Below are 25,462 nucleotides of genomic sequence, written 5' to 3'. Positions count from 1 at the left end.
ATTACGACATTCTCTAAACGTCGTTTGAAGTTTCAACCTTGCAGACCAGCTCTGCTATTTCCAAAAAAAGAAAGAAGAAAACTAATGAAAGCAGCACAATTAAATGACTACAACAAAAACAATCTCAACCTCAAACTCGTCGATGTTCCAAAACCTGAGCCACAGGATAAGCAAGTCTTGGTCAAGGTGCTGACAGCTGGGGTCAATCCGTTAGACAATATGATTACCCGTGGTGAGGTCAAGATGATTGTTCCTTATAAAATGCCCCTCATTGCTGGAAACGAAGTGGTGGGACTGGTTGAAAAGATAGGTACCGGCGTGAGCCAGTTTGCCGTGGGGGATCGTGTTTTTGGTCGTTTGCCGTTAAATAATATTGGTGCTTTTACCGAGTACGTGGCTGTGGATGTATATGCTCTAGCCAAGGTTCCTGACTATTTAACCGATGAGGAGGCGGCAGGTGTCCCTCTGACGGCTCTGACCATCATGCAGGCGTTCGACCTTATGGATGCTAAAGCTGGCAAGATCCTCTTTATTTCTGGTGGGACTGGTGGTGTCGGTGCCATGGCTATTCCCCTTGCTAAAGCTAAAGGATTAACCGTTATCACTAATGGGGACATCAGCAATCGTGACCGAGTCTTGGCACTCGGGGTCGATCAGTTCCTAGATTACAAGACCCAGGATTACACCAAGATCCTCAGCAATGTTGATTATGTCTTGGACACTCTAGGTGGCACTGAGACCGAGAAACAAATGGCTATCATGAAAAAAGGCGGTCAGATGGTATCTCTCCGTGCCATGCCAAATGGTGCCTTTGCTAAGCGTATGAATTTACCTAAATGGAAACAAATCCTCTTTACACTGGTTGGTCGTAAATTCGACAAAATGGCTGACAAATATGGCGTTCACTATCACTTTATCTTTGTCGAAAGCAATGGTCAACAACTCCAAGAAGTGGCAGATATTTTTACCAAACTAGAGATTAAGCCATCTATTGATACGGTTTACCCTTTTGATGAGGTCAATGCTGCGCTGGATAAGGTAGCAAATGGACGCTCGCGCGGTAAAACTGTTCTCAGTATGAAAGGATAACACATGGCTTATTTAGAAACCAAAAACCAATACCTCACTGTTCAAGAGAAAAACATTGCCTACCGTGAAATCGGCAAGGGAAAGTCAGATTATCCTTTGGTCATGCTAGTCCATCTCGCAGCAACCATGGATCATTGGGACCCTAAACTCATTGACCTTTTGACTCAAACACAGCATGTCATTTTGCTTGATTTGCCTGGTGTTGGGGCCAGCGACGGTAAGGTAGCAGCTACCATTCCAGGAATGGCAGATCAGATGATAGACATTATCAAAGCCCTAGGCTACAGTAAAATCAACCTTCTTGGTCTGTCTATGGGGGGGTATGATTGCTCAAGAAGTGGTGCGTTTGGCTCCAACTTTGGTGAATCGCTTGATTTTAGTAGGGACTGGTCACCGTGGCGGACTTGGTATTGATCAGGTTACAGCAAGGACCTTCCGTTATATGGCACGGGCTGCTTGGCATCGTGTGGATCCTAAACGTTATATTTTTTATGGTCATGATGACCATGGCAGAGCAGAAGCAGATAAGGTGCTCAGTCGCCTAGCCAGTCGCAAGAAAGCTTATGCGGACAAAGAGATGGCTGTGCCCAATTTTTTACGCCAGTTAAAAGCCATTAAAACCTGGGGAAAAGCCCCAGAAGATGACTTGCAGTTTATAACACCACCAACCCTGATTGTCAATGGTGACAAGGACATGATGGTACCAACAGAAAATTCCTACATCATGCATGATAGGATTACAGATAGCCAATTGATTATCTATCCTCATGCAGGCCATGGGTCGATCTTTCAGTATGCGGAAGATTTTGCATCAAAACTTAATGCTTTCTTGATAGGAGAATAAGGCATAAACAGTAGTTATCGCTAAGTTAAGGTGGAATCTCAAAAACTCTACTCGGTTAAAGCACTAACAAGACATTGTGTAAACTAGCTTAGCCCCTTAGCTGCTACAGAGTAGCTGAGGGGGTTTTTACTATTTGCATTTTTTTGAAAATAACCACTTTTTTTGCAATTATTTTTAAAACTGTGCAAATAAACGGTGATTATTATGATTATTTCTAAAATTATGCAAATAAATGGTTGTTTGTGATATAATAAAGATGAGGTAATTGCTATGAAAATCATTTCGAGACCATATTATTTAGAATTTTTGAGACGCCATCAAGATAAACCATTAATAAAAGTCATTAGTGGTGTTCGTCGTGCAGGCAAATCTGTTTTGTTCCAACTTTTCCGTGAGGAATTATTGGCTTCTGGTGTTGAAGAAAGCCGGATTATAGCTATTAACTTTGAAGATTTGTCATTTTATGACTTACGGGATTTTCGTACTTTGAATACCTATCTCGAAGAACGTCTAACCTCTAATGATAAACACTATATTTTTTTGGATGAGGTTCAGCATGTCGACAAGTTTGAGCTTGTAGCGGACAGTCTTTTCATCAAAGAAAATGTTGACCTGTATTTGACAGGTTCCAATGCCTACTTTATGAGTAGTCAATTGGCGACTAATTTGACTGGGCGCTATGTTCAGATTGAGGTTTTACCCTTATCTTTCAAAGAGTTTCTAGCAGGGCAGGAGCATGGTGCAGAAACTAAGACCAGATTAGAATATTTTAACGACTATCTGTTTAGTGGTTTTCCGTATTTGCTTCAGACGCAATCTTATCAAGAACGGATTGAGTATTTGCAAGGGATCTATCACTCAATTGTCCTCAATGATGTGGTAGCCAGAGTCGGTGTTGCTAATCCAGATATGCTGGAGCGTATTATTCGTACACTCTTAAGCAGTATTGGCAGTCAAGTATCGACAAATAAGCTACGCAATACACTAGTCAGTCAACATGTTGCGATTTCCCATCATTCTTTGGAAAGCTACCTCAATACACTGATAGACAGTTTGTTGTTTTATGCGGTCCCTCGATTTGATGTGAAAGGAAGAAAACTCTTGCAACGACTAGAAAAGTACTATACGGTTGATTTAGGGTTCCGTCAGCTCCTTTTACCCGATCATCCGCAAGATCTAGGGCATATGATTGAAAATCTAGTCTACCTAGAATTGCGTCGTCGCTACTCCAAAGTTTACGTCGGTAATATCGGAAAGTACGAGGTGGACTTTGTGGCTGTCACAGACCAAGGTGCCTATGAGTACTACCAGGTCAGTCAAACCACCCTTGATCCTAAAACCTTAGACAGAGAACTCCGTCCTCTGAAAGCAATCAAGGATCAATTTCCAAAATACCTTTTAACGCTAGACAGCATCCAACCAACTGCCAATTACGAAGGCATCATTAAGCAAAATTTGGTGGACTGGTTGTTGGAGTAATAAGAGAATAAAATGCGAGTGAGTGGGACAACGATGATAAAAAGCTTATCTTGTATCTCTGTAAGTGACAAATCACTTTCTAGCAGCCAGTATTTGACAAAGGCGACAATAGCACCTGAGAAGATGTGAATGAGAAAAGTGGCTAGGGTAGAAAAGCGTTATTTCTAGGGAAATAATCGCCTAATCATTCCATGCAATATACGACTCATGGTCGCACTATCAGGATGACACCCTTTTTCAAGCCAATCTTTTGCCATAGAAAAGTAGATCATGGTCCCTGTTCGGTAATAGTAATAGTCTTCGATGGAGACAGTCTCATCATTTTCATTAAAGAAGGAAAACGGGATTTTATCAATGTGAGATAAGTAAATCCTCAGCTTTGTTTGATGCGTTTTAATGATATCGAAAAATTGTAAATAGTGTTTAGGATTGTGATGGCAATTTGGTACTTGGAAAAGCGCAACAATTTCTTCTAAAATGGGGATAGCGATATGTTGCAAAATAGCTTCTTTAGAGTCATAATTTCGATAGAAAGCAGGTCTTGAAACGCCTGCTTTTTGTGTTAATTCCGTAATGGTAATAGATTCAAATGATTTATGTTCAAGAAGGAATAGCAGAGCTGTTTCAATACACTCACGAGTAAGTTGATTGGCTTCTTTGTTAGATAAATTGATATGGTTCATCGTGCCTCCTGTTACAGATGGTATCATAATGTTACAGCTAAGAGGTTATTATTAACAGTTTAGAAAATGATTTGTTAAAATGGAATGTGCTGTTACAACTGTAACATGGTTAATATTTTTAATCAAGAAAGATGAGAGGAAATAAGTTATGAAAAAACGACGGTTCACACGGATTTGGAAAGGGAGTGTTGGCATTCTTCTCCTTATCAGTTTGTCAGTCATGGTGATTTGGTTTACACCTACGTTAAAATTACAGGCTTTTAAATGGTTACTTGAAAGTAGTGAACGACAAACTTTGGTAGAATTGGAACAAAATAAGATTGATTTTTCTCATGTCAATGTAGAAAGGGATATTCCTTATCGTCAAACAGGAAATCAAGGGCATTTGCTAGATATTTATCGTCCTAAAAAAGAGGTTACGACGAAACCTCTTATTATCAATATTCATGGAGGAGGACTCTTTGCTTCTTATAAAGAAACGAATCTTAAGTTCAATTTGGAATTTGTCAAAAGAGGCCATACAGTAGTGAATATCAGCTATCGCTTGATTCCTGAATCAACGTTTTGGCATCAGATTGATGACATTATGACAGCTTATCGTTATCTGGTGACACATCAAGATAGCTTGAATCTTAACTTAGATCAGGTTTATGTTGTGGGGGATTCAGCTGGTGCTTTGCTGAGCCTGATGTCAACAGCTATTAATAGCAGTCCTGAATTGCAAGAAACCTTTAATATGCCACAGACTGGATTGACAATCAGGGGGCTTGGATTGATTTCCATTATGTTAGATAATCAGCGACAAGATATCATGTCGCTTATCAATGACTACATTGTGACTGACGAAGATAAAAAACGTCCATCACTTGCCTATCTTCTCAATCCTTCGAGTATTATTGAAAAAGCAGAGCTACCACCCGTTTATCTCATTACAAGTGAAGAGGATTTAATCCAATCAGATACCTTAAAATTAGAAAAACTGCTAAAGGAAAATCATGTTCCTTATCAATTGAAAAATTATGAAAAGGACCAGCATAACAAACTGGTGCATGTTTTTGCAACGCTACATCCAGAGTGGTCGGAGAGTCAAGAAGTGATTGACCATTTATCAGCATTTACCAATCAATAGGCACTTTAGAAATAAAATTAACCAAATGAATTAGTCGTCCACCCTCATCTGTCCAACGATGGAAAAAAGCTTATCTTGAGCCTCTTCCAGGGTTAACTTAGTCTCTAACAGCCAGTATTTGACAAAGGCGACAATCCCACCGGAGAAAATGTGGATATAAGCAATATTAGGTGTGGTGCCAATAGAATGACTAGATTGGATATTTGCTGAAACTAGCATATCATGAAAAGCAGCAGTGAACACAGCTGGTTGACTAGTCAATAATTGATTGATGACAAAGCGGTTTTGGTCAACAGCTAAAAGGATTTTATCTAAAAATAGCCGACCTTCTACTTCAGTAATCGTTGCCACATCCTTAACCAAGGGACGGCAAGCATCTTCTATAGAAAGGAGAAGCTCATTGAGAATGTTATCGTAAAGGTGTTCTTTGGTCTCGTAGTGTTGGTAAAAGGCATTACGAGATACCTGAGCCAGTTCACAGAGCTCTTTGACCGATATTTTGGACAGTTCCTTGGTTTGTAGTAAATTGAGAAAAGCCTCTTGGAGGGCTTTTTCGGTTTTTTCAAAACGTAAATCCTGTTTCAATATGACATTCCTTCCTGATGTGTCACATAAGTGACAAATGTTTGCTAAGTGTCAATTGACGATTTTATGTGACACTTGTAATATAAATACTATAACATAGTGAAACAAAGAAAGCGAGAAAAAGATGGCAAATCGTGTAACAGAAATCTTAGGTATCGAGAAACCAATTATCCAAGGACCTATGGCGTGGTTAACAGATGGGCATTTTGCAGGTGCTGTTAGCGCTGCTGGTGGTTTGGGTGTATTGGGGATTAGTGCCGGGCAAAAAGAGGCAGCGACAACCGTGGAAGATACCATTGAAAATATGCGTCGTGAAATCCGCATTGCCCGTGAGATTACGGATAAACCTCTGGGGATCAACGTAGCACCTGGTCATCCTCAAACAGACCGTTTTACGCAACCAATGCTGGATTTAATGGTTGAAGAAGGTGTTCAAGTGGCAATAATGGTAGGGAAATTTTCAGCTGAATGGACTGCGAAATTTCATGCCAAAGGAATAAAGGTTGTCTTTCGAGCAGATACCCCAACTGTTGAAAATACTGAAGAAGCTATCCAAGGTGGTGCAGATGTTATTGTAGCGACTGGATTTGATGAAGGAGGTTCTGTCCCTGAAAAAATCATAGGAACGTTTTCTATTGTCCCTATGATTGTCGATGCAGCTAAGGGACGTGTCCCTGTAATGGCAGCTGGTGGTATCGCAGATGAACGAACTGCCCGTGCAGCTTTTGCCCTCGGTGCAGAAGGTCTTTTTATTGGTACAGCTTTTTTGATGAGTCAAGAGTCAATTTTGGCAGAAAATATCAAGCAAGAGGCTATTAAAGCAAATGCTTCAGACCTTTTATTTTACAGGGCAGTACCTGTTTATTACCGCTCTTTGCCCGGCGAGTTGCCAAATAAATTATTGCAACTTAGTAATGAAGGCGCGAGTCTTGAGGAAATTCATAAGGCTCAATCTGGATTTAATGGTATGAGAAACGGCATGCTTTTTGGAGACCTCAGCAAGGGCTTCGCCTCATTTGGTCTTGGCATTTCAATGATTGACAAGATTGAGCCTGTCTCAGTAATCATGGACAAACTCATGTCAGGTATTGAAGATTTAATCTAAACTCTTTAATATAGATGAAAATGAGGAAACTATCATGCCAGAAAAGAAACAAATGAAACTTGGTCTTGCCATGTTTGGTGCAGCTGGTTTAAACTTTAAATCTTGGTTGGCTCCAGAAGTTAGGCTTTCTGAGTATCCAGATATTTCAGTGGATGTCAAAGCGGCACAACTAGCTGAAAAAGGAAAATTCCAATTCATGTTCTTCGGTGATTTTCCAGGAACAAAAGCAGTAGCAGATGCTGATATGCAGACCATGGGCTTGGATCCTTTATTGATTGCGACAGTCATTGCTAGCCAGACAAAACATATTGGTTTAGGGATTACTAGAGCGACATCTTGGAACAATCCCTACGAAGTTGCTCGCCAATTCAAGACGCTAGATGCGATTAGTAAAGGTCGTGTGGCTTGGAATGCCGTAACTGGTGCTAATGGAGTCAGTGCTAATGCTTACGGCGTGCACCTCCCATCTAGTTTTGACCGTTATGGCAAGGCGGCAGAATTTACGCAAGCAGTCCAAGCCTTATGGGCAACTTGGGAAGAAGATGCGCTTAAACTAGATCATGACAAGCAGATTTTTGCGGATTATGAGAAAGTCAAGTCTGTTACTGTAAAAGGTCAGTATATTGAAACGTCAGGAACTCTGCCAATTCCACCATCAAAACAAGGTCAACCGCCAATTTTCCACTCAGGAGGTTCAAGTAATAGCGTTGCCTTTGCTGGTCAGCATGCAGATGTCTATGTCGGTGAAGTCTGGACCATTGAGCAGGGACAAGACATGCGCCAAGCACTTAGTCAAGCAGCTGTTAAAAATGGTCGTCAGCCAGGGTCTGTTGCCTTTATCGCTGGTGTCATGCCTCTCATTGGAGATAGTAAAAAGGATGCCCTAGAGCGCCATGCAAGGTTTATTGATGAAGATACTTTTTATCAACGGGTAGCTCATATCGGTTATGCTTTGGGTGTTCAATTTACCATGGCGGATATTGAAAAACCTATCGCTGCTGAAATTCTTGACAGCGTAACGATTACTCCATATAGTGACCCACGGACAGAAAACATCATTCGAGTAGCGCGTGAAGGTTGGACCTTACGAGAAGTGGTTTATCACTCAGTTATTGACTATCACCCTGCCGCAGTCGGTACACCAGAAGATATCGCGGATCATTTAACGGAATGGTTTGAAAGCGGCGCAGCTGATGGTTTCTGGGTCATGCCAGATGTTTATGAATCAGATTTAAAACGTTTTGTAGAGCAAGTTGTTCCGATTCTTCAAGAGCGTGGAATTTTCCACACAGAATATGAAGGGGAGACCCTCCGTGAAAACCTCGGCATTCCTTATCAATACGGGGTTAGAAAAGAAGGATAACAGTGTACTAGAGCAGCTACCAAAGGAGGGAGCTGCTTTTAGTTAGTTGTGCTGGATGCCAATTTTTGTGGGAACAATATCTTTCGAATGGAATAGTTGACAAGAGTAATCAAGAATTATACTATTTAATTGAATAGACAAGGAGATTATCCCATGTATGATAAAATGATAGACTACAAAGAGAACATTTACCGTGAGCTGTCTCGTTTGACAAAAGGATTGGGGAGCGAAAAGCGTCTTGAAATCCTCCAAATACTATCACAGGGACCAAAGACGGTTGAAGGGATTGCACGTGCGACGAATCTATCAGTTGCCAATACCTCTCGCCATCTTCAAGTTTTAAAAGAGAGTCACTTGGTGGGAACGAATCGAAATGGGAACTTTATCCATTATAGCTTAGCTTCTGAAAAGGTTGCCCAGTTGGTGCTCCTGCTATTTTCTGTCGGTGAAGAGCAGTTAGCAGAAGTGAGAGCGATTGAGTCAGATTATGATGAAGCAGCTGCGGTTCCTCAAATTGCATTGGATGAAGCGATTGATTTAGCCACTAAAACGGATGTTCTTCTTCTTGATTTAAGACCGTTTGAAGAGTATGAAGCAGGGCATCTTCCCAAAGCAGTCAGCCTCCCAATTGATGAATTTGACATAAGGAAGTCCCAATTACCGAAAGATAAAACTATTATCGTGTATTGCCGTGGCCGCCAATGTGGCTATGCCAACTTAGCAGCACAGGATTTGCAGAGTTTGGGCTATAGTATTTATAGCCTCAATCGTAGTTTTGCGGATTGGAAATGGGGAATCACCCATCATACAGGAGACGACTAGGGTCATCCTTAGTCTTTTTTTTGAAAATACAGTACTGTGAGCAAAATTGTTGCAAAATAGATTTGATGTGCTATAATTCAATTATTCAATAAAATAGTTGAATAGAGTGAAGGGGTTTATCAAATAGCCCACTGGATATTTACGCCTACATCATACTTAAAGCAAGTAACATAGACTACGAGTAGGAAATAAGCTGAATTTTAAAAAGGAAACAACTGTTCTTTTTTGGAATTCATTCTTTTATCAACAATCTATTCAATAAAATAATTGAATTCTAAAAATATAAACATAGATAGGAGTCACTTATGACAACTCAATTAACAACCGAAACATTTGCTCAAACGATTCAAAATGGTGTTACCTTTGTCGATTTTGGGGCAGTTTGGTGTCCACCATGTCGTATGATGGAGCCTGTAGTTGAAGAACTATCACAGGATTTTGAAGGGAGAGCAACGATTGCTCAAGTTGATGTGGATCAATCGCAAGATCTGGCCAATCTTTTTGGCATTCGTTCTATTCCAACAATGGTGATTTTTAAGGATGGCAAACCCGTTGATGCTCTTGTTGGAGTACACTCTAAACAAACATTAACAGATAAAATCCAAGCACAGTTATGATGAGGTGAATGATGTATGATGCATTGATTGTAGGTTCAGGTCCTGCAGGCTATACAGCTGGTATTTATTTAAGTCGGGCTGGTTTGAAAAATCGCTTGATTACAGGTTATTCTGAAGGTGGTCAATTAACCACAACAAGCTTGGTTGAAAATTATCCAGGTTTTGAAAAAGGCATTGATGGCAATGAATTAGTCCAAACAATGCGCCGTCAGGCAGAACAATTTGGGACTGAAATGACTTTTGGCTATGTTCAACAAATCGAAGGAGATTCCTCTCCGTTCAAGGTACACCTAGATAATGGTGAAATCCTTGATACAAAAGCTGTTATCATTGCAACAGGGTCGAGTGCGAAATACCTCGGGATTGAGGGGGAAGAAGAAGCCATTGGCAAAGGTGTCAGCGCTTGTGCAACCTGTGATGCTTTCTTCTATAAAGAACGTGAAGTACTCGTTGTTGGTGGGGGAGATGTGGCTATGGAAGAAGCCCTTTATTTGACACGCTTTGCATCGAAAGTGACCATTATCCACCGTCGTAATGAATTACGAGCCTCTGACATTATGGCAAAACGGGCTCAGGCAAATGACAAGATTCATTGGAAGTTGAATTACACGCCTGTCAAAGTTGACTCTACTCTGATGGGCATGACTGGTTTGGATATTCGAAATAATGCAACAGGAGAGATAGAGCATATTCAGGCTGACGGTCTTTTTGTAGCGATTGGTCATCAACCAAATACTGATTTTCTTGATGGGAAATTAGCATTGGATGAGAAAGGCTATATCCAAACACAGGCGGGGACTTCCAAAACCTCTGTTGCAGGAATTTTTGCAGCAGGTGATGTACAAGATCCCAAGTACCAACAAGCTATTACTGCAGCAGGTAGTGGAGCTGTAGCGGCATTAGACGCTTTAGAATTTATGAACTCCCTATGATGGCACATCACATCTAGCATGGCGTTAGAAGAACTGCTAGCCCAACATCAAGACCTTGCCCTTCTTGTCTCAGGAAATCAATTCAGTTTATCGTCTCTAGGTCAAAATAACTCAGCGATAAGGCTGAACGAAAACAGTTGGCACTTTACCATGCAGACATTTTTCAAGTGCCCCGCCTTATTTCCTTATTTGGTATTCAGCCTTCTCAAACGAGTTTATTAGTATTTAAAAAGGGTCAATTGGTCGAGAAGGAAGAGGTTTAAATGGCTAGAAAAGGATTGATACAAAAGCAAAAGAAGGCCTATCCTGTCCAAGAATACATGCGTTGTTTGATGTGTGGTCGCCCACATTCGGTTTATCGCAAATTTAAACTATAGTGGATTGTGAAAGGAATAGGACAAGGCAAGGAGCTGCTGATAGAACTTGGCGTTCATCAAAGATACTTAACGATGTCCTAACCTTTATTCAATTCACTATATGTCGGATTTGTTTACGCCAACAGGCATACCAAGGAGCCATTCCTGGATTGAAAAAGGCTTCTTGGTAAGTGACGAAGGTGCATCAACAAAGTGCTTGTTATTCGATTCAGATTGGAGCAAATTTGTAGATGTTTCGTTTGAGGATGGTGAAGTCTACTTGCTAGCATTTGCAGGAATTAATTGAAAATTCTTTAGAGGATAGTCATTAAAAAAGCTATATTGCAATTAGGCAATGTAGCTTTTTGTATCTATAAATGACAAAGCCATTTGAAGTATTTAAACATTAGAATACATTTTCCAATTTTATTTGCGAATAGATAAGGTAGGAGGAAATCGTATGTTTGAACAATATATGTCAATGGTAAAAGAATACAAATGGCTTGTGGCTGGAATCAGTGCTGGAATCCTGATGGTTGGTCTATTTTTCATTTTTCACCAACCATCTCAGGCAGATACATCTGCTTTAATTGAAACGCCCAGGAGTGAGGTTGCGACCTCATCCACTCCGCAAGTCCCTTCACAATCGGATACGACAGCAAGTGCATCTTCTGTCATTTTAGTGGATGTAAAGGGAGCTGTTGTAAAAGAAGGCATTTATGAGTTGCCAGCAGAAGCACGTGTCAATGATGTCATCCAAGCAGCAGGTGGATTTACAGAGCAGGCTGATAAAAAATCCGTAAACTTAGCTCAAAAATTGACAGATGAAGCAGTGGTGTATGTTGCACGCCAAGGGGAAGAAATCAGTGTGGTCTCTCCTCCTAAAACAGCGGCAGAAGAAACAGGTGTGGCAAACAAGCCCGACAAGGTTCACCTAAATTCTGCTACTGTTTCAGAGTTGACGACGATTCCGGGCATCGGTGAAAAACGAGCCAATGATATCATTTCTTATCGAGATAGCAATGGCGGTTTCCATTCTGTTGACGATCTGAACAATGTCTCTGGTATTGGAGACAAGACCTTAGAACATCTTCGTCCGTATGTCACAGTGGATTAGAAAATGTCCCATTCAGCCTATCCATTTAGCAATTGTATTGCTGGCTGCCTATTATATGGTTTATCGGTTTTCCTTTCTTACTTCTGCTGTTTTTCTTTTCTTATTTGGACGATTGCTACAACAGTATGGTTGGGAAAGGGTTCGAAAAGCCTTACCGATTTTCTTGGGGATTATGATTCTATTTTGGAGTCACCAGCTGAAATCCCAGCTGGATGAGAAGCATTCTCCAGATACAATTAAGACAATCCAGATTGTTCCAGATAGTGTGCGGGTCAATGGAGATAGGTTATCATTTCAGGGGAAATTAGAAGGCCATCATTATCAAGTGTTTTATCGTTTAAAGAGTCAGAAAGAACAAGTCTTTTTTCGAGAATTAGACCAACTCATTGATCTGGACATTGATGCAGAACTGGAAATACCAGATAATGCTCGAAATTTTAATGGATTTGATTATCAAGTATACCTGAAAACAAGAGGAATCTATCGAATTGTCAATGTAAAGACCATCAAAGCTATTCATTTAGCCTCTTCGTGGAATCCGATGGATTGGCTTTCTATCTTGAGAAGGAAAGCATTACTGCATATTCGGCATCATTTTCCTGAACCTATGCGTCATTATATGACTGGGCTGCTTTTTGGAGAATTAGATACGGATTTTGAGCAAATGAAGGATATCTACTCGAGTTTAGGAATCATTCACTTATTTGCCCTATCTGGAATGCAAGTTGGCTTCTTTATTGATCAGTTACGTTATTTACTATTACGTTTGGGTTGGACGAAAGAAACTGTTTTTCGACTGCAACTGCCCTTTTCAATTTTATACGCAGGGATGACTGGTTGGTCAGTGTCGGTAATCAGAGCTCTTGTACAAAAAATACTTGGGAATGTAGGCTTGCGTGGATTTGACAATATGGCCGTAACGCTAGCCATCTGTTATTGTATTATGCCACATTTTTTGTTGTCAGCTGGTGGAGTTTTGAGTTTTGGCTACGCCTTTCTTTTATCGGTTTTTGACTTTGAGTCCTGTCCCCCTTGGAAAAGAATAGTTATTGAAAGTACAGCAATTTCTATCGGAATATTGCCTCTTTTGATGTTTTATTTCTACAGTTTTCAACCGTTATCCATCTTGTTAACTCTTGTATTTTCTTTCATTTTTGATGTTATTTTATTGCCATCGCTGTCCTTGTTATTTTTGGTATCTCCCTTTTTGGCAATTCCGCAAATAAATGGAGTATTTGTTTGGGGAGAATCAATGATTCACTGGGTGTCGGACCATTCACCTCCTCCAATGATTTTTGGAAAACCAAACTCACTTCAACTCTTGTTGCTCTTGATTGTACTAGCCTGTATTTATGATTTTTTCTATCAGAAGAAGATGAGAATCTTGCTCATATGTTCACTGCTTTGCCTATTATTTGTCATTAAATATCCGATGACCAATGAGGTGACAATGGTGGATATCGGACAGGGAGATAGCTTGTTTATAAGGGACATCAAAGGACATACGATGCTGATAGATGTTGGCGGTCAGGCTACTTTTAATGGGAAAGAGGAATGGCAACACCGGCAGATAGATGCGAACGCGGACAAAACTTTGATTCCGTATTTAAAGAGTCGAGGTATTCACAAGATTGATCAGCTGGTATTGACCCATACTGACACCGACCATGTTGGGGATATGGAAGTAGTGGCGCAACAGTTTCGGATTGGAGAAATATTGGTGAGTCCAGGGAGTTTGACGGTTCCTGATTTTGTTGAACGGTTGAAGAAGATGGGAGTCCGAGTCCGAGTTTTACAAGCGGGAGATTGTTTGCCAATAATGGGAAGTCAGCTACAGGTGCTGTATCCTATAGAGACTGGAGATGGAGAAAATAATGATTCCATTGTACTTTATGGAAAACTACTGGATAAGACATTCCTCTTTACGGGTGACTTAGAAGGTGAAGGAGAGGCGACCTTGGTTTCGCAGTATCCGACACTTCCAGTAGATATCCTAAAAGCTGGTCATCATGGCTCAAAAGGCTCTTCGACGGAAGTATTTTTAGATCATGTTCGTCCCGAACTTGCCCTATTATCTGCCGGTAAAAACAATCAATACAAACACCCGCATCAGGAAACTCTTGACCGTTTGAAAGAGCGTGGCATTAACAATTTTCGTACAGATATGGATGGAGCAGTCCGCTTTACTGGTTGGAATAGTTGGAAGGTTGAGACTGTGAAGTGAAATCTGATAAAAGGATGTTTTTATTTATTCGTAAATATTTATAAAAATGCATTTATATTATTATTTCATTGAATTCTACGTTTGGGTAACAGTAAGATAATTTTGATGTTTTTAAAGAGCTACTTTTTTTAAATGGGATTAATACTTGTTATGAAAGAGATTTAAATGGATTATATATTGAAAAATGAATCATCTCTGCAATTATTTTTTTGTATTGTTGCAAGTATATACTTGACAAAAATAATAAAGCAATATATATTTGTAACTATATAAAAGTATTAATATTTTAGGAGGTGAATAGGGGTGAGAAAAATACGATCTCTATTTTTAACACTTGTGATATGTGGGTCTACTCTAGCAAACGGAATGTCCGTCAGTGCTCAAACTACTTTTCCAGACGGTGGTAAAGTAGATGACGATATTACACGCAGTAGTTTACTTGGTATTAGTAACCAGTTCCATATATTTGCTAACACAGCAAGTTTAACTGCCCATACTAGTGGAAATATTGCCGTTGGAAATCTGATCAATACGACATCCAACTTTGGAACAAGTATTCATGAAGGGACTCTGGCAAAGGATATTAGCTATATTCAAAAGCTAGGGTCCATTGCTAGCAGCTCATTTACTACTTCAAATAATAAAAGAACAAATAAAGTTGTCTTTGGGGAAAGTGTAGCACTAACTCTGGTTGATAATGGAAATAGAGTCGCAGCCAATGGCATTACACTAGATCATTTGAAAAAGGATGAAGTCTTTCAAGATAAACATGGAAAAACCTATATTGATTTTGCTGAAGAATTTAAGAAATTGGAATTGTCCTCAAACGCAATGGCTGGTAATCCTCAAACTCTAGGAATTGAAAAAAATTTTATTGATGAGAACAATCGGTATTTTGACATCAGTAAGGCACAGTCAAATCCTTCTGGTTCTGTGACCCTACATAAAACAGACGATGCAGGTAAACCACTAGATGGAGTGACATTTGATTTATATAAAGAAGGTCAATCCGACCCCATCAAAAAAGGGTTGAAGACTGTTCACGGGAAAATTTAAGGTTGACGGTTTAGAGAAAGGAAATTACTTCTTTAAAGAAACTGCCAGCTTAGATGGTTATGAATTAAATAGGGAAGAACAGAAGTTTTCTATCAAAGATGAGCATCTCAGTTCAGGTAGTTTCATCTATCTTTCTCTTACGAAGGATGAAATTGAAAAAGATAGACCAATTCTTATTAAAGGAATTAACAAGAATGGACCAAGTATCATTGTCAATGTGGATACTCAACATGCAAATCAAATAGATATTGGTGCTCAAACTAAATTACAGTATACAGATGGTACTGATAGAAATTCGAAAGAAACAGAAAATTTTGGTGATGCGCGTGTTTTGTGGAATTTTACTAATCGGACAAATGGACAAGTTATCAATATTAACAAAGCAGCCCCTTTTTTAGGCAGTATTCTTGCTGTTGGTGACACGGTGAATATCGGTCAAAATGTTGATGGTTCAATTATTGCCGATACAGTCAATGTTAAAACGGGTGAAACGCATCGGTGGGATTTCCAAGAAGGCTCTGGAAAATCTGGAAAAAGTATAGAAGTGAAAGTTGTTAATAAAAAGAAAAAAACAACTACGGTTACCCCAACCACGACGAAGTCAACTACCACAAGCTCAACGACAAGTAGCCCGACCACAACAGAGTCAACTACTACAAGTTCAACGACAAGTAGCCCGACCACAACAGAGTTGACTACCACAAGTTCAACGACAAGTAGCCCGACCACAACAGAGTTGACTACCACAAGTTCAACGACAAGTCGTCCAACCACGACTGAGTCCATGACCACAACGTCAGCGACAAGTAGCCCAACCACGACAGAGTCCATGACCACAACGTCAACGACAAGTCGTCCAACAACAACAGAGTTGACTACCACAAGTTCAACGACAAGTAGCCCGACCACAACAGAGTCAACTACCACAAGCTCAACGACAAGTAGCCTGACCACAACAGAGTCAACTACCACAAGCTCAACGACAAGTAGCCCGACCACAACAGAGACTCTGACAACAAGTTCAACGACAAGTCGTCCGACCACAACAGAGTCAACTACCACAAGCTCAACGACAAGTCGTCCAACCACGACAGAGTCCATGACCACAACGTCAACGACAAGTCGTCCAACCACGACGGAGTCAACTACCACAAGCTCAACGACAAGTCGTTCAACAACAACAGAGACTCCGACAACAAGTTCAACGACAAGTCGTCCAACCACGACGGAGTTCATGACCACAACGTCAGCGACAAGTCACCCAACTACGACGGAGTCCATGACCACGACGTCAACGACAAGTCGTCCGACCACAACAGAGTCCACGACTACGACGTCAACGACAAGTCGTCCGACTACCACAGAGTCCACGACGAGTCATCTGACGACGATGGTTTCAACAGTAACATCAAGTACCGTATTGCCTCGAGTAACAACAACTGTTAGAAAACCAAATCTACCAAAAACAGGTTCATCTACCAATTCTTGGTTTGTTGTGGCAGGTATGTCAGTACTTGTTTTAACTGGTGGATTCTTATTTGTGTCACGTAAGGAAAAAAATTAAGACTTAAATGTTAAAATTCCTATCATNAATAATAGAANGNGTTTGAGACAAAACTCTGAACAATAAAACAAAAAAACGAACAAAGACTATCTCTTATATGTTTATAGAATGTCTTTGTTCGTTTTTATATAGATTTTATTAGAAAATTAGATTTATTGCTATAGATTTTCTAAACTAAAAATCTATTTGTCACAGCCTCTTTGTTGGGAAGTTTGATCGAGGAACGCATCCAATGCCAATAAAGAAATCCCGAATTGGTATAGAATGGCTCGCTGAATCGTCATGATTTTTCTATCGGCCTAATTTAGAATAGGGGAAAACAGAAAAATGAATACTCTTTACTGTAAGAAGTTACAATGATAAGGGGAAAGAATTGTAAATGGTTTACATGTTTTGAAGGAGTCAGTCCATTTTATAGATGTTTCTTACTGAAACCAAAGGCTATGCCTGACGTCATCAGGATACCTAGTCCGATGACAGAGAAAGTCCATACATTGATAGAAAAGGGGAGTAACGTCATCAAACCCGTTGCTAGTGGCATAAAGAGGACGGCAACTGTAAAGATAGAACTAAAGACCCGTCCAAGCAATTCATTTGGCACACGCTTTTGAACCATAGAAAAGAAGTGAATATTGAAAATAGTCAGGAAAAATTCAAAGATGAGATTACCTGCAACAATGACAAGGATTGGAAGATGAAGCAGGGCTAGTGGTGTGATGATGGCGAGTCCCAGTCCACTAAGAGCTAAAGAAATCAAGATGCTATTGTAAGAGTTACGAAAGAGGCGCTTGGCGAAAATAGCTCCTAAGATCGAACCGATAGCTCCCATCGAAAGAAGCGTTGCATAGCTTGATTTGTCAGCAAAAAGAAGATTACTAAAGGGTACGAGGTAGTTAAAGGCGGCAATGAAAAAATTAACCAGCGCTGCAATCACTAAGAGGAAAAAAATCTCCTTTTCGTGAAAAACGAAAGCAAGCCCCTCTTTGATATCCCTAAGAATAGCTGTGAAACTGGCAGGTTCTTTCTTCGTTGTCACATGTGTTTCTTCATGGCGAATGGACCAGAGAAGGAAAAAGGAGAGGAAGAAAGTCAGGCTGTCTAAGAGGAGGGTCGTTCTAAGACCAAAGCGATCAACGACCAAAAAGGCTAATAAGGGCGAGGAAATACTGATAATCTGTGAAGCTACTTCTAGATGAGAGTTGAAAGCTACCAATCGGTCTTCGTCCACTAAGGTGACAACGTAGGATTTGAAAGATGTTCCAGAAAAGGCGTGCGAGATAGCAAGGACCGCATTAACTGTAATCAGTCCATAGAGCATAATTTGGTCGGTACCCAGTAGAGCTAGCAGGGCGCACATGAGACCACCAGTAAAATCCGTTGCCAATAAGATTTTCCGTCGCTTAAAGCGATCAGCAACAGCCCCTCCAAAAGGATTTAGAAAAAGGGAAATCAGATTTTCAGCTAGTTGGTAGTAACCTAGATACTTTTGTCCGATGCTGCCTATCCCTGCAATCCAAGTGCTATTGCCATAGTCATACATGACATTTCCTATTTTATTGACAGCGCGACTGGTCAAGAGTTTGAATTCATTTTTCTGCATACAAAAACCTCCAAGAAAATGTGTGTTTATCATACACGATTTTCGTGGAGATTTTTCAAAACTTGCAGATATGCTCTTTTTTAACGAACGAAGCGTTCAAAGTCTTTTTGATAATTGTTAACCATGTGAGGACAATCCAGCCAATCAAAAATCTGAATAGCATTTTTCATATCTTCAATGCCAGTCAAAATCTTTCCACTCTTGTAGGCGTGGAGACCGTTTAAAAAGAGAAAAATCGTTTTTTCATAGAGTTTGGTCTCATTTTGAACGAACTTTTCAGCTTCTTGTTTGTAGAAAGCAGCCACTTCTAAAGCATCGCGGTGGAGACAGGTTTCCCAGATATTCATAATGGTGACTGTAACAAGATTGCGGTGAGTGGCAATTTCCTTGTAGTAGTGTCTGCGTTTCAAGATTTCCTGTCCCATTCTATGAAGGAGGGGAATATCGATGAAAAGATAGAGATTTCCAATTAAAATCAATTCATAGATGTTCCAATCTTCTGTCTGAAAGAGATAGTCTGTCACGATTTGTAGGTATTCTTGAGGAAAAGGAATATCGGGATCGCACTTGCAGATAAAACCTTGCAGAAGAATACTGTTTAGTTGGTAGCGGTATTGGTCAGGAGCAGCCTTGAATTTTGCCTGTTCCTGTTCTTGCATCTCTCGAAAACCTTCTATATCACGCTTATATTCTAAGTCAATCAAGCAACTCATAAAGCGAATTTGTTCGGTGTGTTGGTAATCGGACACAGCATCCATAAATTCCTTGACTTCGACATGGATATTTTCCAGCGCAGCCAAAAATTTACTGATAGAAAGTTCAGATTCGCCCCGCTCGAAACGGGAAAGTTGCGACAAGGAAACACGGGCATCTGCCACTTGTTTGAGGGGAATATGCCGATTTTTTCTTAATTCTTGAAATGTTGCGCCTAGCTGTTTACTCTCCATAACTACCTCCGTTTTTATTATAACACGCTCTGTAGAAATGGTTGGAATTTCCCAGATATGCAAACTGTTTTTTCTGCTTTTTTTAGAAAATATTTTTCTCATTTTCCCATCTATGGTATAATAAATAAGATATTTTAAAAAAGGATGGGCAGATGAAGAAGTTTTTATTTGGTTTATGTAGTGTAGTGTTACTATTGGGCACATGGAGCTTGTCAGTAGCGGCAGAAGATGACTTATTGACAATGACGCAAAATGCCGGTTATCCAGCGACAGCAGAAATGTTACCTAAGGCTTCTATTGTCATTGATGCAGATACAGGACAATTGCTTTGGGGTCAAGAAATTGACTTGAAATGGGATCCCGCTAGCACGACCAAAACAATGGTTGTTTACTTAACCATGGAGGCAATTTCGCAAGGAAAAATCAGTATGGATACAGAGGTTGTCGCAACTGAGAATGACCAAGCCATTGCAAGTATCTATGCCTTAAGTAATAATAAAATTATAGCAGGTAAGAGCTACACAGTCCGTGAACTCTTAACAATGACCCTAGTCCCTTCTTCAAATGTGACGACGCTGATGTTGGCTCACTTGATTCATGAAGGAAGTGATGCTTCTTTCTTGCAACTGATGAATGATACTGCTAAAGAATTGGGCATGAGTAATACAACATTTTATAACGCGACAGGAGCTGTTGTAGCAGCTTTCCAAGGATTTTATGCTCCTGAAGGTTATGATCCAAATATGACCAATGAAGTCACTGCAAAAGATATGGCCATTTTGGCTTATCATTTGATTAAAAAACACCCTGATGTATTGGAATTTACCAATCAGCCAAGTGTTACAGTCAAAGCAGGTACCGAACTGGAAGAAACATTTGATGCTTATAACTATTCATTGCCAGGAGCTAAGTATGGATTTGAAGGAGTAGATGGATTGAAGACTGGTTCAAGTCCTTCAGCAGGTTTTAATTCCATTGTAACGGCAAAACGTGGGGATGTCCGCTTGATTAGTGTGGTCCTTGGCGTAGGTGATTGGGCGATTCAAGATGGGGAATATTACCGTCATTACTTTGTAAATACTCTGCTTGAAAATGTCTTTACAAACTATAAACGTCAAGTCGTTGCTCCAGCTGGACAGCAAGATATTAATGGTCAAACAGTTGTCACTGACAAAGATTTGTATGCCTTGGTCAAAGAAGGAGAAACACCGGAACTGGTGATTGAGAATCAGTTATTGAAGGTAGCTGGTAGTCTGGATCCTATGAGTGGTGTCTCGGTGAAAGAAGCTGATGTAACTGCCACAGCTTCAAGCGATACCACAAGTAATTCGCAACCTGCAAAGCAATCAGCAACGCCGCTCTTGACACAAATTCCTAAAGAAGTCTATCTTTCGATTCCTGTTCTTATCGTTATTGTAGGGGGAGCAGTACTTGCAAGTCGCAGAGGGGTTAAAAAAACTGCACGAAAGACCGCTGACAGTCAGACTTACAGCCGTCGTAAGCGTGGACGTAAATTATTTTAAAAATCATAAACCGTTAGAAATTTCTAGCGGTTTTTCTTATCTAAACATGGTATAATGGCAATATGGTAGCAATCGAAGAAATTCAAACATTAAAAAGAGATTCCCTTAGTCTATTGACAGTGTTGTCCGGAGAGGATGCAGGGCAATACCAGTTGGCAAAAGATGCTTTAATGCAGCAAATCGAATTTGATTCAGCAGATTTGTCTTTTGCTTATTTTGATATGTCCGAAGCCGCTTATGAACAGATAGAGCTGGATTTAGTGTCACTCCCTTTTTTTGCAGATGAAAAAATTGTGATTTTAGATTATTTTGTGGATGTAACGACAGATAAGAAACGATATCTGAGTGAGGAAGAGCTCAAGCGATTTGAAGCCTATCTTGAACAGCCTTCTGAGACGACACGTTTGATTCTGCTAGCGCCAGGGAAATTGGACAGTAAGCGACGTTTGGTCAAATTGTTAAGACGAGATGCGGTGCAATTTGAAGCGGGAATATTAAAAGAAGCAGATATTCGCACCTATTTTAGAAAGAAAATTACAAAGGATGGTTTGCAATTATCTGATGCTGTTTTTGAGCAACTCCTTATCAAATCAAATTTTGATTTTTCAGAAGTGACCAAGAATCTTGCATTTTTACAGGCCTTTAAACCAGATGGGGTGATTGTTGAAGAAGATATCACAGTTGCGATTCCCAAAACCTTGCAAGATAATATTTTTGATTTGTCTAAAATGATCTTGGCCGGTCAGACAGATGCCGCCAGGAGCCTAGTCAGAGACCTCCGTTTGCAAGGAGAAGATGAAATTAAGCTTCTAGCCATTCTTTTGACCCAGTTCCGGATGTTTTTACAGGTGCAATTGCTCCAGAGAGAAGGGAAATCAGAAAGTCAGATGGTGACAGACTTGTCGACTTACTTGGGACGAAAGGTCAATCCATACCAAGTGAAGTATGCTTTGAGAGATTCTAAAACTTTGTCAATTGGATTCTTAAAAAAGGTTGTCACTACCTTGATTGAAACGGATTACGCCATCAAAACAGGTCGTTTGGATAAGGAGTATTTATTTGATATTGCCTTGCTCAAAATTGCTCCCAGTAAATAAGATGGCCATGAGGGAAATTCAATGCAGATTGTGTTTGATAACTCGATAGAGTAGCCATTTTGCTTGCGAGATTGTAAAGGTTTATTTGTGGACGATGAGTGAGCAAATCAGTTGAAAGCTCTGCTATTTTCCGATAAAATGAAACTAGAAAAACGAAAAGAGGACATGTAATCATGGCAATTATTTTACCAGAACTTCCATACGCATACGATGCGCTTGAGCCACATATTGATGCAGAAACAATGACACTTCATCACGACAAACACCATGCGACTTACGTTGCAAATGCCAACGCTGCTCTTGAAAAACACCCTGAAATTGGTGAAGATCTTGTTGCACTCTTGTCAGATGTTGAGTCTATTCCAGCAGATATCCGTCAAGCAGTTATCAACAATGGTGGTGGTCACTTGAATCACGCGCTTTTCTGGGAATTGCTTTCTCCTGAAAAGACAGAAATCTCAGCTGAATTGGCAGCAGACATTGATGCAACATTCGGTTCATTTGAAGACTTTCAAGCAGCATTTACAGCAGCAGCAACGACTCGTTTTGGTTCAGGTTGGGCATGGCTTGTTGTCAATAAAGAAGGTAAATTGGAAGTGGTATCTACTCCGAACCAAGATACACCAATCATGTCAGGTTTGAAACCCATCTTGGCGCTTGATGTTTGGGAACATGCATATTACCTCAACTACCGCAACGTACGTCCAAACTACATCAAAGCATTCTTTGAAATTGTTAATTGGAATAAAGTTTCTGAATTGTACGCAGCAGCAAAATAAATGGCGACACTTTTTAAGGAGAACGATATAATTCTCCTTAAAAAGTTAGTTAGTCCTCTAGGAGAGGCCCCATAGGGCTTTCCGTGTGACATCGAGCGTTTAGCCGATGGAACTGAGGAGTGGAACAAGGTTGACGAGCTCTACAAAGCAGCTAAATAATACCCATAGAACTGACTTAGGTCAGTTCTTTTTGGTTGTTAAAATCGGAGAAAGGGCGGAATCCTCTATTAGATGAAATGGTTTTGATAAAGAAAGGTGAAGGAATCAACAGTCTAAACTCCTCTTAACGGACAAGAATGAGAGAACGAAAGTCTCTTTTTTTTATTTTGTTTTTAATAACAACTACAACAGCAGATGAGTTATTTGGTGTAGGCTGTTCATAGTGGATTTTATGATAAAATATATGGTAAAATAGATAAATATTTAGGGGGAGTAGCTGTCGTAGAGCTTTAGATGATGGCAAGAAAAATAGGTTATGTCGTATATGAAGAAAGTTGTGAATGATTGTGAAATGCGTTAAAAAGGAGGACTATTTTGAAGAAAACCAAATTACATTTTTATTGTCTAACATGTCTCATATTGTGGTGTACTTTAGTCATGATTGATGTTATTTTACGTCTTGATTTTGTCTATCATTTACCTGATATTCCCTATGAATTGACTGTTCTAGGACTGGAAATAATTGTTGTTGCACTTTCGGTTTGGACTATGTGGAAATATGGAACGAAGGAGATATTTAAATTCCAATACAAAGCTTCCTATATTGGTTATTTTTTCTTATTTCTAATACTTATTTTAGCATGGAATATTTTTGTAGTTACTCATTTTCCTCAAACAAGAAATCAGACTGCGCTGATGGAGTCTTATAATCCTTATGATCAAGTTATGCAGCTGTTCTTTATTTTATCTACTGTAGTTATAGGGCCACTCTTAGAAGAAATAGTATATCGTGGAGTAGTCATGACTGCCCTAGCGTTTTTGAAGAAATATTATATAGATGTCGTTGTTTCAGCTTTGCTGTTTGCTCTGAGTCACGTCTTATGGCGTGGTTTATTGCTAACCGATTTCCTGACTTATCTCATTCCAGGATTATTGTTTGCGCTCTATTATAGAAAAACCAATGATTGCATTTACTATCCAATTCTACTGCATGGATTTTTGAATGGATTACCGTTTTTTATATAGGGTAGCTATTCTAAGTTCATTAGTTGCTAATCATTGGAGTGATGGGATTGCTGGTGCTGTTGGTATGGTAAATGAGCATAATAAAAAGAACTATTAGTTATTTACTTTGTTATCATTCTGAAAACAGAAATTACAGTATCTTGAGAGGTGTTATTTCATTTTAAGACCATTTAGGACATTTCAATGACCATTCAGGAAATGAAGAAGTAGCGTTCTATTTTTCAGTTATACTACATATGTCAAAGTTGCAACGAGGCACAATATTACAAAAAGGAGGTATCCGAGATGAATACAAACATAATGGAACAGTTTGAGGAGATGGATACTGAGATGCTTGCGGGTATTCAAGGTGGAGGTAAGGTTGCTCCTGGTATCTATTGTAGAGATGTGAATGGTAGAGCAAAATGTTCGGCAGATCAGAAGGAATTGTGGGGGTATACTGCCCAAGTGATTGGTAATGGTTGGGTGAATTATGGCCCTTGGCATCCAAGACCAGGTTTTGGAGTTATTATTCCATGATGAAAGCAGAATTAATAAAAAGATTGGAATTGCTTGTTGCAGACAAAAGTGTAAATCAAATACCGGAATTGAAAGAGATGTTTCAAAATAAGTTGACAGAAGTCTATGATTTGACGAAAGAATATGATTTGATAAGATTTTCTGCAAATCTTAGTCAAACAATCTCATTGTATTTGATGACGCATCATTACTCAGCTCCTAAATCTGTTATTGACTTTGGAGTTTGGATTGCCAATTCACCTTCTAAATACAGGGGGAAACTTTCATTTCTACAAATGATTGCAATGAGTCTGTCTGGATTGTTCAAATAATATGCAAATACGAAACAAAAGACTTTACAAAATCTGAGTCACGTCTTATGGCGTGGTTTAATGCTAACCGATTTCCTGACTTATCTCATTCTAGGATTATTATTTGCATTCTACTATAAGAAAACCAATTATTGCATCCACTACCCAATTCTATTGCATGGATTTTTGAGTGGATTGCCGTTTTTATTACCGTAGCTATTCTATTAGTTTTCATTAATATTAATGAGACCATTTAGGACGTTTCGATAGCTGTTCAGGCAATGAAGAAGTTTCATTCCATTTTGCGGTTATACTAAAGGTGTCGAAGTTGAAATGAGACACAATATTACAAAAAAGGAGGTATTCGAGATGAATACACAATTTAAAACATTGAATGAAGAACAGTTACAAGTCGTTGTAGGTGGTCAACAGATGCGTCAGATCATCATTGGTGGTCAGGTTGCTGGTTCATACCCTGTATTTAACAATCCCTGGAATTGGGCAGTTGGTGCAGCTGGTGAATGGGTAAAAAAGAATAGACGAAATTAAAGGATTAG

Annotated in this window: 24 protein-coding genes and 2 pseudogenes; 22 read left to right on the top strand and 4 right to left on the bottom strand. The window is 39.7% G+C overall.

Going from position 1 to position 25,462, the window contains the following annotated elements:
* Nucleotides 1-84: 84 nt before the first annotated feature.
* From A3I9_RS0107600 to A3I9_RS0107590, 3 genes and pseudogenes are all read left to right on the top strand, one after another.
* Nucleotides 85-1,089, top strand: a complete 1,005-nt coding sequence (locus tag A3I9_RS0107600) for an NADP-dependent oxidoreductase (protein ID WP_018378440.1) — start codon at nt 85-87, stop codon at nt 1,087-1,089.
* 3 nt (nt 1,090-1,092) lie between these two features.
* Nucleotides 1,093-1,933, top strand: a pseudogene (locus A3I9_RS12650) (alpha/beta fold hydrolase).
* A 270-nt stretch (nt 1,934-2,203) separates the two neighbouring features.
* The gene (locus A3I9_RS0107590) at nt 2,204-3,412 is read left to right on the top strand and encodes an ATP-binding protein (RefSeq protein WP_018378439.1); all 1,209 of its coding nucleotides are present in this window, start codon (nt 2,204-2,206) and stop codon (nt 3,410-3,412) included.
* A gap of 164 nt (nt 3,413-3,576) precedes the next feature.
* On the opposite strand, the gene A3I9_RS13035 is transcribed toward A3I9_RS0107590, so the two are convergent.
* Complete coding sequence (locus A3I9_RS13035; protein ID WP_018378438.1) at nt 3,577-4,095, bottom strand: TetR/AcrR family transcriptional regulator; 519 nt, start codon at nt 4,093-4,095, stop codon at nt 3,577-3,579.
* A 148-nt stretch (nt 4,096-4,243) separates the two neighbouring features.
* On the opposite strand from A3I9_RS13035, the gene A3I9_RS0107580 reads away from it, so the two are divergent.
* Entirely contained in the window at nt 4,244-5,224 is a 981-nt protein-coding gene (locus tag A3I9_RS0107580; protein ID WP_018378437.1) for an alpha/beta hydrolase, read from the top strand.
* Between the two features lie 30 nt (nt 5,225-5,254).
* Here the strand turns inward: A3I9_RS0107580 and A3I9_RS13030 are convergent, their stop codons facing one another.
* Nucleotides 5,255-5,809, bottom strand: coding sequence for a TetR/AcrR family transcriptional regulator (locus tag A3I9_RS13030; protein ID WP_018378436.1), 555 nt, complete (start codon nt 5,807-5,809; stop codon nt 5,255-5,257).
* A gap of 124 nt (nt 5,810-5,933) precedes the next feature.
* On the opposite strand from A3I9_RS13030, the gene A3I9_RS0107570 reads away from it, so the two are divergent.
* The 11 genes and pseudogenes from A3I9_RS0107570 to A3I9_RS12630 all read left to right on the top strand — a co-directional run bounded on the left by A3I9_RS0107570 (nt 5,934) and on the right by A3I9_RS12630 (nt 16,965).
* Entirely contained in the window at nt 5,934-6,914 is a 981-nt protein-coding gene (locus A3I9_RS0107570; protein WP_018378435.1) for an NAD(P)H-dependent flavin oxidoreductase, read from the top strand.
* A 34-nt stretch (nt 6,915-6,948) separates the two neighbouring features.
* Nucleotides 6,949-8,277: an NtaA/DmoA family FMN-dependent monooxygenase gene (locus tag A3I9_RS0107565; RefSeq protein ID WP_018378434.1), complete on the top strand. Its 1,329-nt coding sequence runs from the start codon at nt 6,949-6,951 to the stop codon at nt 8,275-8,277.
* Between the two features lie 153 nt (nt 8,278-8,430).
* On the top strand, nt 8,431-9,099 hold the full coding sequence (locus A3I9_RS0107560; RefSeq protein ID WP_018378433.1) for an ArsR/SmtB family transcription factor: 669 nt from the start codon (nt 8,431-8,433) through the stop codon (nt 9,097-9,099).
* 305 nt (nt 9,100-9,404) lie between these two features.
* Nucleotides 9,405-9,716 (top strand): thioredoxin, encoded by a 312-nt coding sequence (gene trxA / locus A3I9_RS0107555; RefSeq protein WP_018378432.1) that lies wholly within the window; start codon nt 9,405-9,407, stop codon nt 9,714-9,716.
* A gap of 8 nt (nt 9,717-9,724) precedes the next feature.
* Nucleotides 9,725-10,648, top strand: a complete 924-nt coding sequence (gene trxB, locus A3I9_RS0107550) for a thioredoxin-disulfide reductase (RefSeq protein ID WP_245538931.1) — start codon at nt 9,725-9,727, stop codon at nt 10,646-10,648.
* A gap of 263 nt (nt 10,649-10,911) precedes the next feature.
* Nucleotides 10,912-11,022: pseudogene (rpsN, locus tag A3I9_RS13210) on the top strand (type Z 30S ribosomal protein S14); the annotation flags it as partial.
* 2 nt (nt 11,023-11,024) lie between these two features.
* Entirely contained in the window at nt 11,025-11,195 is a 171-nt protein-coding gene (locus A3I9_RS13865; RefSeq protein WP_425423180.1) for a hypothetical protein, read from the top strand.
* Between the two features lie 269 nt (nt 11,196-11,464).
* The gene (locus A3I9_RS0107545) at nt 11,465-12,121 is read left to right on the top strand and encodes a helix-hairpin-helix domain-containing protein (RefSeq protein WP_018378430.1); all 657 of its coding nucleotides are present in this window, start codon (nt 11,465-11,467) and stop codon (nt 12,119-12,121) included.
* On the top strand, nt 12,105-14,345 hold the full coding sequence (locus A3I9_RS0107540) for a DNA internalization-related competence protein ComEC/Rec2 (RefSeq protein ID WP_018378429.1): 2,241 nt from the start codon (nt 12,105-12,107) through the stop codon (nt 14,343-14,345). Before A3I9_RS0107545 ends, A3I9_RS0107540 begins: the two co-directional genes overlap by 17 nt.
* 303 nt (nt 14,346-14,648) lie before the next feature.
* Complete coding sequence (locus A3I9_RS13025; RefSeq protein WP_156809182.1) at nt 14,649-15,401, top strand: collagen-binding domain-containing protein; 753 nt, start codon at nt 14,649-14,651, stop codon at nt 15,399-15,401.
* A gap of 217 nt (nt 15,402-15,618) precedes the next feature.
* Nucleotides 15,619-16,965 carry an LPXTG cell wall anchor domain-containing protein gene (locus tag A3I9_RS12630; RefSeq protein ID WP_018378427.1) on the top strand — a complete coding sequence of 449 codons (1,347 nt, stop codon included), beginning with the start codon at nt 15,619-15,621 and terminating at the stop codon, nt 16,963-16,965.
* Nucleotides 16,966-17,377: 412 nt separating this feature from the next.
* Here A3I9_RS12630 and A3I9_RS0107525 read toward each other — a convergent pair whose 3' ends face one another.
* Both A3I9_RS0107525 and A3I9_RS0107520 read right to left on the bottom strand, forming a co-directional pair.
* Complete coding sequence (locus A3I9_RS0107525; protein ID WP_018378426.1) at nt 17,378-18,565, bottom strand: MFS transporter; 1,188 nt, start codon at nt 18,563-18,565, stop codon at nt 17,378-17,380.
* An 80-nt stretch (nt 18,566-18,645) separates the two neighbouring features.
* Complete coding sequence (locus tag A3I9_RS0107520) at nt 18,646-19,512, bottom strand: helix-turn-helix domain-containing protein (protein WP_018378425.1); 867 nt, start codon at nt 19,510-19,512, stop codon at nt 18,646-18,648.
* A gap of 152 nt (nt 19,513-19,664) precedes the next feature.
* On the opposite strand from A3I9_RS0107520, the gene A3I9_RS0107515 reads away from it, so the two are divergent.
* From A3I9_RS0107515 to A3I9_RS0107485, 7 genes are all read left to right on the top strand, one after another.
* Entirely contained in the window at nt 19,665-21,035 is a 1,371-nt protein-coding gene (locus A3I9_RS0107515; RefSeq protein WP_018378424.1) for a D-alanyl-D-alanine carboxypeptidase family protein, read from the top strand.
* Between the two features lie 62 nt (nt 21,036-21,097).
* Nucleotides 21,098-22,132, top strand: a complete 1,035-nt coding sequence (gene holA / locus A3I9_RS0107510; protein ID WP_018378423.1) for a DNA polymerase III subunit delta — start codon at nt 21,098-21,100, stop codon at nt 22,130-22,132.
* A 173-nt stretch (nt 22,133-22,305) separates the two neighbouring features.
* Complete coding sequence (gene sodA / locus A3I9_RS0107505) at nt 22,306-22,911, top strand: superoxide dismutase SodA (RefSeq protein ID WP_018378422.1); 606 nt, start codon at nt 22,306-22,308, stop codon at nt 22,909-22,911.
* Nucleotides 22,912-23,508: 597 nt separating this feature from the next.
* Entirely contained in the window at nt 23,509-24,096 is a 588-nt protein-coding gene (locus tag A3I9_RS0107500; protein ID WP_156809181.1) for a CPBP family intramembrane glutamic endopeptidase, read from the top strand.
* Nucleotides 24,097-24,381: 285 nt separating this feature from the next.
* Entirely contained in the window at nt 24,382-24,615 is a 234-nt protein-coding gene (locus tag A3I9_RS0107495) for a Blp family class II bacteriocin (protein WP_018378420.1), read from the top strand.
* Complete coding sequence (locus A3I9_RS0107490; protein WP_018378419.1) at nt 24,612-24,926, top strand: bacteriocin immunity family protein; 315 nt, start codon at nt 24,612-24,614, stop codon at nt 24,924-24,926. Before A3I9_RS0107495 ends, A3I9_RS0107490 begins: the two co-directional genes overlap by 4 nt.
* A gap of 348 nt (nt 24,927-25,274) precedes the next feature.
* On the top strand, nt 25,275-25,454 hold the full coding sequence (locus tag A3I9_RS0107485) for a bacteriocin (protein WP_018378418.1): 180 nt from the start codon (nt 25,275-25,277) through the stop codon (nt 25,452-25,454).
* Nucleotides 25,455-25,462 lie beyond the last annotated feature (8 nt).

The sequence above is a fragment of the Streptococcus ovis DSM 16829 genome (genome assembly GCF_000380125.1).
Classification (GTDB): Bacteria; Bacillota; Bacilli; order Lactobacillales; family Streptococcaceae; genus Streptococcus; species Streptococcus ovis.
Note: the sequence above shows the minus strand (reverse complement) of the source record. Positions and strands in the feature narration are given on the sequence as shown.